10 protein-coding genes are annotated in these 12948 nt (G+C 31.2%); 4 read left to right on the plus strand and 6 right to left on the minus strand.

Annotated elements, in window-relative coordinates; all coding sequences use genetic code 11:
• The 3 genes from SFT90_03470 to dapA all read right to left on the minus strand — a co-directional run.
• Positions 1-221: hypothetical protein (locus tag SFT90_03470; GenBank protein MDX1949546.1), on the minus strand; the 221-nt coding region annotated here is incomplete at its 3' end.
• Positions 222-335: 114 nt separating this feature from the next.
• Entirely contained in the window at positions 336-902 is a 567-nt protein-coding gene (locus tag SFT90_03475) for a flavodoxin family protein (GenBank protein ID MDX1949547.1), read from the minus strand.
• A 72-nt stretch (positions 903-974) separates the two neighbouring features.
• Entirely contained in the window at positions 975-1886 is a 912-nt protein-coding gene (gene dapA / locus SFT90_03480; GenBank protein MDX1949548.1) for a 4-hydroxy-tetrahydrodipicolinate synthase, read from the minus strand.
• Positions 1887-1914: 28 nt separating this feature from the next.
• Between dapA and SFT90_03485 the strand changes: the two genes are divergently transcribed.
• Positions 1915-3969 (plus strand): lytic transglycosylase domain-containing protein, encoded by a 2055-nt coding sequence (locus SFT90_03485; GenBank protein ID MDX1949549.1) that lies wholly within the window; start codon positions 1915-1917, stop codon positions 3967-3969.
• 27 nt (positions 3970-3996) lie between these two features.
• On the opposite strand, the gene SFT90_03490 is transcribed toward SFT90_03485, so the two are convergent.
• The 3 genes from SFT90_03490 to SFT90_03500 all read right to left on the minus strand — a co-directional run bounded on the left by SFT90_03490 (position 3997) and on the right by SFT90_03500 (position 10539).
• Complete coding sequence (locus SFT90_03490; GenBank protein ID MDX1949550.1) at positions 3997-4938, minus strand: hypothetical protein; 942 nt, start codon at positions 4936-4938, stop codon at positions 3997-3999.
• Between the two features lie 105 nt (positions 4939-5043).
• Complete coding sequence (gene priA / locus SFT90_03495; GenBank protein ID MDX1949551.1) at positions 5044-7053, minus strand: primosomal protein N'; 2010 nt, start codon at positions 7051-7053, stop codon at positions 5044-5046.
• A 171-nt stretch (positions 7054-7224) separates the two neighbouring features.
• On the minus strand, positions 7225-10539 hold the full coding sequence (locus tag SFT90_03500; protein ID MDX1949552.1) for a UvrD-helicase domain-containing protein: 3315 nt from the start codon (positions 10537-10539) through the stop codon (positions 7225-7227).
• Between the two features lie 43 nt (positions 10540-10582).
• Between SFT90_03500 and SFT90_03505 the strand changes: the two genes are divergently transcribed.
• The 3 genes from SFT90_03505 to SFT90_03515 form a co-directional block, all read left to right on the plus strand.
• Complete coding sequence (locus tag SFT90_03505) at positions 10583-11950, plus strand: glucosaminidase domain-containing protein (protein MDX1949553.1); 1368 nt, start codon at positions 10583-10585, stop codon at positions 11948-11950.
• Between the two features lie 12 nt (positions 11951-11962).
• The gene (locus tag SFT90_03510; GenBank protein ID MDX1949554.1) at positions 11963-12586 is read left to right on the plus strand and encodes a ribonuclease D; all 624 of its coding nucleotides are present in this window, start codon (positions 11963-11965) and stop codon (positions 12584-12586) included.
• 3 nt (positions 12587-12589) lie between these two features.
• Positions 12590-12948: hypothetical protein (locus SFT90_03515; GenBank protein ID MDX1949555.1), on the plus strand; the 359-nt coding region annotated here is incomplete at its 3' end.

Genomic DNA, 12948 nt, shown 5'->3' on the forward strand with positions numbered 1-12948 from the left:
TCATCACCGCCAGCACCATGCACTTTATCATTACCAGCTAATGCATTTAATATTTCAGCTGAATTATTTCCAAAATAATAATCATCACCTGAGGTGAATATAAAATTATTAGGTGGTGGTGAATCAGGAAATTGTTCGTAAGGTTTTCTATTATTTAAGACGAAGTTTTCATTGGCTAAGTTTGAAGTCGCAGAAGAGGTAAATATTCTGTTTTTTTCCATAAAATGCCTTTAGTTTGCTAATTAAGTTTTACACAATACATTAAAATTGGTTAAAATTCAATTAATTTTTTTAATGGATTTATCGTATTGTTTTAGAGTGTATTAAAAAAAGTGCTATTTAGATATCATGTTTTGAGTTATTTCTGCTACTCTTTTGCCAAATATTATTGCAGTTTCAATATCGCCAGATGATGGGGTAACTTCAGGTGATGCATTATCAGATTGCGTCATAAGCCCGAGTGATGAACCCATTCTGTTAATTTGCTCTGGCTTTCCACCATGCTCTTTAGAAGAAGCAGGCATTTCTGCTTGCCCTACCCAAATCATAGAATTTTGAGCTGCATATACAGAAAGAGTAATTAAAGTATTTAATTTATCACCACTTAAAGAGCCTGAGTTAGTGAAACCTGCAGCGATTTTATTCTTCCAAGCCTGAGTGAACCATTTCTTTGAAGATGCATCCATAAATTCTTTGAATTTAGCGGAAACAGAACCCATATAAGTTGGTGAGCCAAAAATTATTCCATCATAATTATCTAATTCATCAAGGTTTGAAATCCCTTCATCAGCTGTGAATATTTTAACTTGCGAGCCTGATTTTTTAACGCCCTCTGCGATAAATTCCGCCACTTTCTTGGTGTGTCCGTATCCGCTGTGATAAACAATTGCTATATTTGCCATTTTAATTCCTTTGAAATATTTAGTGCTAAGCTTTAGCAGAAAAGATTATTTATACATCAAAATTTGAGATTATTAAAAAGAATTAATAGTGGCAATCTTATTCAAAGTAGATTTGAGTTTTGCTTCTGTTTGTTCACTGATTTTCACTAAAGGCAATCTTAAATTGCCAGAGCATAAGCCAAAATATTCCATCGCAAATTTTATTGGCTGAGGTGATGACTCAATAAATAAATCTTTGTGTATTGCTGAGATTTTATTATCAAGATTTTTGGCTTCCTCAAATTTTTTTGCTTTGCATAAATCTTGAACTTCAGCACAAATTTTTGGCAGTAAATTTGAAGAAACCGAAATACAACCAACGCCACCTAATTTGTTAAAATCAACTGCAGTTTCATCATCACCAGACATTTGATAAAAAATTTTGCTATTTAGTTTTGAATTATTTTCAAATATTTTTTTTAGATTAGTTGGGCGAGATAAATCACCGGTTGCATCTTTTAATCCAGCTATTCTAGGCAATTCAGCAATTCTTGCGATTGTTTCATCTTTAATATCAACAACGGAACGCCCTGGGATATTATAAATAATTATTGGGATATTTGTTGCATCGTGAATTGCTTTGAAATGTTGAAAAATTCCTTCTTGTGTAGGTTTGTTGTAATAAGGTGTCATTATCAAAGCACCATCAGCCCCCACTTTTTCAGCGTGAAGAGTTCTTTCAATAGCTTCACGAGTAGAATTTGAACCTGTTCCTGCTAAAACTGGAATTCTTTTCTTTACAATTTGAACACTTGCCTCAATAATCTTGTCGTGTTCTTCATTTGTAAGCGTTGGGGATTCCCCAGTAGTGCCGCAAGGAACAACGCCGTGAATACCTTCTGAAATCTGCCTTTCAAGTAGCTTTTCAAATGTTGAATAATCAACTTTTTCTAAATTTGAGGCTTCAAAAGGTGTAATTAATGCAGTATAAACGCCTTGGAACATAAAAATTTAAGTATAGTTTAATATAGTGATGCAGAAAATTTTATACACATTAGTAATTTTTTTTACAATTCAATTTATTGGTCAAAGTTCAGCAAATGCTAACATTAACAATATTCATAAATGGCCAGTAAATAATTATGAAGTTCAAAAGCTTGGCAATTCAATAAGGGATTTTAGAAGACAAAATTGGCGTTCTTCAGTACTTGATAGAAGCCCACCTGCTGATCCTGTTATCAAAAAAATTCTTAGATGGCGTGAATATGTTGGTGGTTCACCTTCAACTACATTCAAAGAAATTACTGATTTTATAAAATATGATGCCTATTGGCCAAGGCAAGATGAGCTTCGCAAAAATGCAGAATACGCAATTACTGAAACTACTGACCCTGAAGAAATTATAAGATGGTTTGCAATAAACACGCCAACATCAAAAGTAAAAATGCGTTTCAAAAGGCCACTTACACCTAAAGGAATGATTGCATTAGCTGATGCACTAATTAAAAAATATAATGTATATAACATTGATAAAGCGGTAATTTTAACTCTTATTAAAGAGGCTTGGTATTTTTATGATTTTAACCCTTCTGAGGAAAGGAAGTTCCTCGCTAAATATGGTAAAGTTCTTGTTGAAAGGGATTATCAGAGGAAGCTAGATAGGTTTTTAACCGAAAGGAAATTCGGCGGTGCTTCAAGAATGACAAGATATATAGGTGCTGATTATAAAAAATTATATCAAGCAAGAATGGCTTTGATAAATAATTCTAAGAATTATCAAACTTTACTTTCTCAAGTTCCAAGAAATTTACAAAATGATCAAGGTTTGATTTTTGAGCGAATCAAATGGCGTCAAAACAGAAATATGAGTGATGGCGTTTTGGAATTACTTAAAATGCTTCCTTCTCAAGTTGATTACCCTGAGAAATGGTGGGATATCCGCAAGAAATATGTAATAGATTTAATCCAGAAAAGAAGATATGTGGAAGCCTATTATATGGCTAAAGATCACTCTATCAAACTGGATAGAACAAAAATCGCAGAAGCAGAATGGTATGCAGGCTGGCTTGCATTTAGATATCTCAAAAATAGAGATGCAGCAGTTAATCACTTCCGTAGAATTTATGATGTATCACAAGCACCAATTTCGATCGCAAGGGGGGCTTATTGGCTTGGAAGAACTCACGAAGAAAAGGGCAATAGGCTTGAATCTCTGAAATGGTATAGGGAAGGGGCGAAATATCCAGTTGTTTATTATGGGCAGTTATCAGTTATAAAATCAGGCTCTCGTGTTGCAACAATCCCAATGGCATCTTCAATAACCTCTGAAGATTTGGCGAATTATAGAAATAATGAACTCGCTAAAGCGGCTTATATTCTAAATATGATTGGTGAAAATGGTTATGGCAAAGAATTTATAATCGCAGCAGCAGCAGCAGCTCAAACTTCAGGTGAGCGGGTTTTGGTTGCTCAAATGGGCTTGGAGCGTGGCAGATATGATTACGCACTAAGGGTTGCTAAAGAAATTTATAAAATCAAAAAAGAAGTTGTTATCAATTCTCTTTTCCCTTTATTTAAGCTAGAAACCGTTAATGGCACTCCCGTTAAAAACCCTGAAGAAGCCGCTGTTCTTGCAATTATGAGGCAGGAATCTGAGTTTGATGTTGGTGCATTGAGCCCAGCAGGTGCGAGGGGTCTGATGCAAATAATGCCTGCAACCGCACAAATGGTTGCAAGGCAGCTAGGCCTTCCATATAGAAAAGATAGGCTCATTAGTGACCCTAGATATAACATAACCCTCGGTGCGGCTTATCTTGCAAGTAGGTTAAAAAGGTTTGATGGAAGTTTTATGTTAGCTTTTGCATCTTACAATGCAGGTGAGGGGAATGTTCAAAAGTGGATTAATCGCTTCGGTGACCCTAGAAAATTCAACTCTCTTGAGCAGGTGATTGATTGGGTAGAGCTTATTCCATTCAGCGAAACGCAAAATTATGTTCAGCGAACTTTAGAAAATCTTCAAGTTTACAGAATCGCCCTCTCCGGCGACAAAACTGGTGAAATCTTCATTGATAAAGATTTGCTTAGGTAAATTTGGATCTGTTTAAGATAAAATTTTTTATCTTTCCAAAGAATGTTCATGTGTTGTTTTGTACATATCTATTATTAGTAGATTTATATCATATACATTTCCAATTTTGCCATTATTCAAAGTTGAGCTAAAATTATTTAATTTATTAATTTCACCTATTGCAAGATTCGATAAATTACCAATTGCAATATCAATTATTGGTTTCAGCGATTCACCTAAATTGGGATTATCTTTATACATTTGCATAATGGTTTTTTCGTAAAAAGATCCATCTGAAGTTTCAAATTTATATTTGTTATTAAATATAAATTTTAACATTTTCTTTGTTTCATTAGCTTTTGAAACATCATTAAATGCATCATCCCCCATAGATAATATGCTATTTAGGGTATTGCTGTTATGTATATCATCCAATTTACATATAATTTGCAGGCTATGTGCTTTTTCAGGTGTTGAATCTGCAGTTATTTTGCCTTCAGGGTGCTTGTTACCATTTGGCCTTCTGGGGTCATATATTTCACCACTTCCATTAGTTGGAATATCAGTATTATTTGAATGTGGATTTTCATTACCGAAAATTGGCAATTCAATATTAAAATACTGTTTCGCGGCCTTTGATAATAAAAAATATCCAGTAATAAGAATAAGTAACCCCGAGGAAAATTTTATAAACCCACGGGAATCCTTATTTGTTTTAGATGGTGTAGTATTTTTAGTGTCTGAAACTTTATTTTCTGAAGGTTTTGCAGTGCTTTGATTTTTTTTTATTTCAGCAAGTTCTTCCCTTATCTTACTTAGTTCTTTAAATAATTTTCCAAATAGCTCTAGCCCATTTGCTAGAAATTTCTTACCTGCAGCTTCATCTTGGGCAGCTTTTCTATTAGCATCTTCTTTAGCCTGTTCTTGTCTTATTCTATCACCATGCTGAAGTTGATCAGAAGGACCAGTAAGCCAATTCCAAAATCCCATAAAAACTAATATTTTATTAATAATTAGTAATTTTAGCTAAAAAAGGTTAAAAAACCATTAAAAAAGTTAATTTTTTTAGGGTGAATAGTTACCTTTTAACTTGATTCAACTAAAGCTATAAGGGTCAACATCAATTTTAACCTTGATGTTTTTTGGGGTTTTGATTTTTTGTAGGCTGTTATTTATATAATTTTGTAACTTAAAATTTTTGGCTGATTTCAACAAAATTCTATATCTAAACTCGCCTCTATATCTATGGAAAATCGCCTTTGATGCTCCAAAAATTTCAACTTCATTTATTTGCTCAAAATTTTTAACAATTAGTGAAGCAAATTCCATCGCCTGAATATCATTTTCTGAAGAAATTATTATCGCAACCAGCCTTGAAAATGGCGGAAGGTGAGAGTTTTCTCGCTCAGCAATTTCAAGTGATAAAAACCTATCTCTATCGTTAGCAGCAATCGTCTTGATTACAGGGTTATTGGGAAGATAACTTTGAATTAAAACTTTGCCCTTAATATTCTCCCTTCCGGCCCTGCCTGAAACCTGATGAAGCACTTGAAAAACCTTTTCGGAAGCTCGTAAATCCGTAAAATCCAAGCCTAAATCCGCATCAATAATCGCAACCGATTTTAAGTTTGGAAAGTGATGCCCCTTTGCAATTATTTGTGTGCCAATGATTATATCAACCTCACCAGCCTCAATTTTTTGAATGAATTCCTGTGCTTTTTTGAATGAAGAAAAACTATCAGATGAAAGCTCCGCAATGCGAGCATTCGGAAAAATTTCTTTCACTTCCTCAGAAAGTCTTTGAACACCGGGGCCACAACTTCTAAAGCTGTTTTCAGTTTGGCAGGCTGGACATTTGCTTGGAAGTGGCATTCGGAAACCTGTATGATGGCACTCTAAATAAAATTCACCTTTCTCATTTTTATGCAGAACCAGCCATGAAGAAGTATCTGGCGATTCAAAGCGAAACCCACATTTCCCACAAAGCAGAAGCGGCGCATAACCTCTTCTATTAAGGAATAAAAGCGTTTGCAGGTTATTTGAAATATTATCAATGATTTCCTGTTTTACTCGCTCAGAAATAAAATATTTTGCAGGCAATTTTTCCTCTCGCATATCAATAATTTCTGCTTCTGGCAGGGAAATTTTTGAGTATCTGCTTGATAATTTTAAGTGATGATATTTGCCTTTAATAGCATTAAAATATGTCTCAATAGAAGGCGTTGCACTTGCCAAAATACAGAGAGTTTTTTCAAGCGAACATCGCAAAATCGCCATATCACGGGCGTTATAAATTGTTTGCTCCTCCTGTTTGTAGCTGTTATCGTGTTCCTCATCACAGATAATTATTGCAAGGTTTTTATATGGCAAGTGGAGGGCTGATCTTGCACCAATTACAATTTTCGCCTCACCAGATGCAATTCTAAAATAATTCTTACGTTTTTGTGCTTCGGTAACTTCAGAATGCCAGATTACCGGCGTTTGATTAAAAGAATTCTCAAACCTTTTAATTATTTGCGTGCTGAGTAAAATTTCAGGCAAAAGAATTAGGGATTGCCTGCCTTCCTCAAGGTTTCGCTTTACAATTTCAAAATAAACTTCTGTTTTTCCACTACCAGTAATTCCATCTAAAAGGCAGACTGAAAAATCATTTTTCTGCAATTTTTCTAGTAAAAAATCATAGACTTCTTTTTGTTCGTCGTTTAATTGAACTTCAGCCTTATTAAAGGTTTTAAGAGGCTTTTCTCTGGCTTTTCTTTCTTTTACTTTCTTAAAAAATTTCTCAGAAATAGTAAGTGCAAAAACTTTTCCAAGTGGGGTTAAATAATATTCCGCCTGTTTCTTAAGAAAATTTACAAATTCATCAGAAAATTTTTGCAGTTCAAAATTTTCATTTTTTAGAGTATTTTTAATGGGCTTTAGCTGAAATTCTGGCTTTGGAATTTCCAAAATATCTAACACTAAACCTATGTGAATTTTTTTACCAAATGGCACAAAAACTAAATCATTTTTTTCAAGAGAAATTTCTTCAGGGATAGAATAATCAAAGCCTTCAGAGAATGGTAGGGGTAATAATATCTTCGCAATTTTTACATTTTTATTCATCAAAATTATTTTATTATTTTTTCCCTCTCCCTTTGGGAGAGTGCTAGGGTGAGGGCTTAAATAAAATGAAATTATAAATTTCATTTTAATAAGAATAATATTTGTTAAATCAATAAATCCGATCCCCTCACCCCTCTCTCTCCCCTTATAAAAGGGGAGAGAGACTATATGTTATTCATCAAAATTATAAAAAATTACTTTGTTCAGTGCAGTAAAAAGTAGCCCTGTTTTTACAAAAAAGTCTGGATATGAAAGCCTGATCAACTCATAATATAATTTCATCTGAGGTTGATAATTTTCTAGCAGGGAATTTTCATTTTTTATTTTTTGATGAGTTTTGAAATCAATTATTACTGCGGTTTTATTAGCTTCATCTATGATTAATCTATCAATTTTACCATTAACAAATTTATTTTCTATCACGCCAGAAATTTCAACCTCACCGAGAGAATTTTTTGAGAAAATATATTTTAACTCTGGGTTGATTATAATTTTTTCTACTTCTAGAAAATATTCATTTCTTAAATTCTTATCATCTAAATTAAAATCATTGAAAATAATATTTGCACATTCAGCCCATTTTTCTTGCGTAAAATTTGGCAGAATTTCAAGTAATTTATGAATAATATTACCCCTATTAACATTTGATAAATTTACTTCATCTCGTGAGTAATTTTTTGTATTAAGTAAAGAAGGTAAAATTTTATTTTCAGAATCATCAAAAATATAATTTTCTAGCAAAAATTTTGGAATTTCAATTTTATTATTATTGTTATAAGTCGCATTAATTTTTTGCTTAGTAAAATTAATATATTCTTGATTTGTATAGATAAATTTATCTTCAAATTTTTCTGTTTCCGGAAGCAAACTAATAGCCTTGCTGGTAAATTGATGCCAAGATTCTTGCTTTGAATTATGCGGTTTAATACCAAAAATATATAATTCATCTCTTGCCCTTGTTAAAGCAACATAAAGCAAACGCATTGACTCATTGAAATCTTTTTTAGTATCAGATTCCTGTAAGCCTTTTATAAAATTACATTTATTCTGTGCAGAAATTCCAGCAAAAATATAATTTTTATCTATAAAATAGTTACTATCATTTTTAGTTTCTGAGGCGGAATCAGCTATGATAACTATTGGCGCTTCAAGGCCTTTAGAGGAATGGCAAGTCATAATTCTAACTTGATTTTCAGATTTGCTTACCCTTTTTATTTCAGATGAATTTTTTTCAAACCAATTTATAAAATTTGTTAGAGAAATATTTTCATTTCTTTCAAATGAGTTAAGAATTGCAAAAAATTCTTCAAAAATTTCTGATGCCTTATTACCAAAATTAGAGATAAAATTTTTCTTAAACCCAAGTGTTTCAAGCAAATAGAATGATAAATCTGAAGGTTTAATGAATTTATTTTTTTCAAGAATACTTAAAAAATCAAGTGAGCTTTTATATTCTTGCTTATTAGAATTTTCTTGTAGAAATTTATAGATAGATTTTTCATTTCTGCCAATGCAAATTTCTTGCAAAACTTCTTCTGAAACACCAATAAAACAACTTTTAAGAAGGCAAGCGGTATTATAATCATCATTTTGATTTATAATAAATTTTATTGCGGAAACTAAATCTAGAATTGCAACATTTTCGTTGATAATCGCTTTATCTAGCCCTGAGCATTTAATACCAATTTTTTGCAATTCTACTTCAACAAAATTGATTAATTCTTCATTCCTTTTTCTAAATAATATTATTATATCTGAGGCCTTTGCTTGGTTTAAAGTGCTGGGCAAAATATGGGTTTCATTTACAATTTTATCAATTTTTTCAGTGATTTTTTTTGCTAGTTGTAGATTTTTATTATCTGGACTTTCCTCATAATCATCTGCTAGATACCAATTTATAATTTCTGCTTTTTCTTTCTTTTCTTCTACAATTAAATTATTAACTTCAACATATCCGAAATGCTTTAATCTGCTTGGCTTATGAAGGATTTCAATTTCAGAAATTGCATGTTTTATTTCTGGAATTTCAGAGAGTTTATCAACAAAATTTAGAATAGCTGGAAGGCTTCTAAATGATAGATTTAGTGATATTTTTTCTAATTCAAAATTATTTGAAGTTTTTATTTTCTGAGAAAAATAATTTTTTACATCATAAAAATTTTCAATATCAGCCCCTTGAAAACTAAAGATAGATTGCTTTTCATCGCCAACTACAAAAATTGTTCTATTTTTATTTATATTTGTTTCTCCAACAAAAAATTCTGATGTGAGAGATTTTACAATATTCCATTGGGCAGGACTGGTATCTTGGGCTTCATCAACTAAAATGTGATTTATACCGCCATCTAATTTATATAAAACCCAGCTTGCAAACTCAGAATTATCAAGTAATTTTTGTGTTTTGATTATCAAATCATTGTAATCAAGTTGATAATTTGCGTTTTTAAGAGAATTATAAAATTTAGAAAATTCCTCAAAAATATTAAGATAAGAATAAGTTTTTTTTAGAAGGTTTTGAGTTTTAATATTATCAGAATATAAATTTATAGAAAATCTTATCTCCTCAAGTAAATCTAGAGCTGTGCCATTATTTTTTACCACTTTTGCACCCTCTAATTTATTTGAAAAAATCTTCTCAATTTCGTAAAAATCAGAGTTTTTAATTGCATTTAAGATTTTACTGGAATTTGTTTTATCTCTATCGCTAGAATTTACTTGTAAAATAAGTGCAAATTTTTCCAAGATTTCTGATTTTGTATTAAAGAAATTTTCAATGAAATTGAAATCTAAATCAACGTCTAACTGCTTAGAAAGGTTTGAAATATATTCGTTTACGCTTTTATAATTTTTAAGGGTTTCATCAATTTTATCTTGGTTATAAAGGAGTGTTATTAACAAGCCTCTAATAGAGTTGGGGGCGTTTTCTTGTAGAAGAAAAATTAGGTTTTCGTTAGCATTTTCTGGCTTTTTATTGATTAAATTTTGCCAAGATTTTTCTAAATACTCTTTTGCTTTTATTTCGTCAATAACATCAAAAAAAGGCACAATTCCAGCTTCTAAAGGGAAGTTCTTCAAAATTGAACCGCATAAAGAATGTATGGTTTGAATTTTTATTAAATTAGGGTTATCAATGATTTTATTAAGAGTTTTTCTGATTTTTTTGAAATCTAGCTTATTAATATTTATCTCAAGATTATTTGAAATTTCTGATTTTATTTCATCTTCCGAAAGGTTTATATATCGCCTACATTCTTTGGTAAGCCTTTCTATCATCTCATTTGCACCAGCTTTTGTGAAAGTTATACATAGAATTTTCTCAGGGTTATTTTCATAGAAAATAAGGCTCATTAATCTATCAATCAAAACTTTAGTTTTGCCAGTTCCTGCGTTTGCAGTTACCCAAAAGGATTTTAGCGGATTTGTTACTTTTTTCTGTTCAATCGTAGAGGGTTTTTTGCTTGCATTATTTCTATTAAGTTCTTGCATTTTAATGTAAATTTGGCTAGAAACCGCAAAATAAAGTTTAATTATGCGTTTTTTAATTGTAATTATATTAGCAATAATTTTAGCAAATGCAGTATATAAAAACCTTTATAAAGAAAAAGGTGAAAAAATTATTACGAGCAAAAAAAGCAATATAGAAACTGAAAAGGCTAAAATTCCTAATTTAGAAATTGAGCCTGAAAATATTAAGATTCCAATAGAAGAAATTAGCCTAAGCCCAAATTCTATCTCAAATATAGTTCCTGATTCTAAAATTATTACAAAGAATATTGAAGTTGATAAAGTTAAAGATTCTAAATCTAAAGATAATTCCAGCATTGAAAAGGCTATTTCTAGAATTAAGACCGAGTGGAAAGATAATGAGGTTAATAAAAAAATTAGAGGTAAATATGATTTGGTTGAGGTTATCCCATCTAAGCCACTATATGAAGTCAAAAAACCAACTCAGAAGCAAGAAAATTTATTTGAAAATGATGATTTGCTTAGTGCAACGGAAAATAAAAAGAAAGAAAAACCCTTTGATTTAGCAATTATATCAGATGTTGCAGATAAAACCATTGAGGGCTTAGATTACTTAACTCAGCCAATAATCAAGCCCATTCAAGCTATAGCAAACCCAAGAAATTATATTGGAAATAATATTTCGGTAAGCCCTTTAGAAAAAATTGCTTCTAAGCCCGCAAGTTTGAATGTTAAAAAAGATCAGGATTTCAAATCAAGTCCTTTATTATTTTCTAAGCCACCAAAATCTGTAACTAATATTAATAGAAATCAATATATTAGTAAGGTTGTTGCGAATGTTAATAATCCCAAAAAAAGGCAGTTTATAAGCAGCGTTGGTAATGCAACCGCTGAAATTAATCAAAAAATTCTTAATGAAAGAAATTCTTTAATTTATGTTTTCAAAAGATTTGAAAATGGTTTTCCGCTTACAGATAATGAAAGAAAATGGATAAATAATCTTGCAGTAAAATATAAAGTTCAGAATTTTAATATTAGCAATAAAGCAAAGCGAGATGAGCTTCTCTCAAAAATAAATATAATACCAGAATCTCTGGCAATTGCTCAAGGTGCTTTGGAATCTGGTTGGGGCAGTTCTAAGCTGGCAAGGGAGGGGTTTAATTTTTTTGGAATGAAATGTAACTCTTCAAATTGTTCCAATAGAAATTCAAATTACGCTTTCTTTGATAGCCCAAAAGATGCAGTTGAAAATTATGTTCATAACTTAAATACAAATTCTGCTTATCAAAATTTTCGTATTGCTAGAAAAAATTTAGGCTCTAATATTAATGGTCTGAAGCTTGCTGGACATTTAGATGGATACGCTCAAAATAAGGCGAAATACCAATCTCAGCTTACAGAAATTATTACTTATAACAAGTTAGAAAACTAATCCACTTACAAAATGACTAATTACCTCCACCAATATGATTTGCCTTCAAATATAAAATTAAAAGGCGATATAGCAGTTGATACCGAAACAAGAGGCTTGAATATTTTTCAGCGTGATAGGCTATGTGTGGTGCAAATTTCTGATGGATCGGGCGATGCACATTTGGTGCAATTTCCTAAGCCTGATTTTTCTAAAGCAAAAAATTTGAAGAAAATTCTCTCTGAAAAATCTCGCGTTAAAATTATGCATTATGGCAGGTTTGATATTGCGGCAATCAATATTTTTCTTGAAGTAGATATTACAAATATTTTCTGCACTAAAATTGCAAGCAAACTAGTTAGAACATTCACTGATAAACACGGGTTGAAAGAGCTTACCAAAGAACTGCTAGGGGTTGAACTCAATAAGCAAGCCCAATGTTCAGATTGGGCAGGAAAGCTTAATTCCAAACAAATTGAATATGCAGCTAATGATGTTTTATATTTACATAATATAAGGGCAAAACTAACAAAATTACTTGAAGAAGAAGGAAGATTAGAAATTGCTAAAAAATGCTTTGATTTCTTGCCTTCTAGAGCAAAACTTGATATTATGGGATGGCCTGAAAAGGATATTTTCTCACATGATGATAAATAAAATATGAATGAAATTGAATCAAAATTTCAAGATTATATCAATCAACTAAAATCATTACAGAATTCCAACTATTCCGTCTACGAATTCTATAAAAAGGCACTGCAGATAGAAAATAATTTTTATAAAGCCGTTCATGATACCGATCCCGATGATTACAAAGGCAAATATGCAAGATGCGTAATACTAGGAAAATATAAAGATTTTAATTGTGAAGGAATGTTAGAGCAGTTAAATAAACTTCCAGAAAGTCTTAAAAACGAAAATATCAATAGTTATTATCTAAGATTTCCTGATAAAAACATTTCTAATCAAATAAATAAATTTATTGGTGATTTTAGTAAGTTGAAAAATTTATCTGAAGA

The organism is Rickettsiales bacterium, assembly GCA_033762595.1.
Taxonomy (GTDB): Bacteria; Pseudomonadota; Alphaproteobacteria; order Rickettsiales; family UBA8987; genus JANPLD01.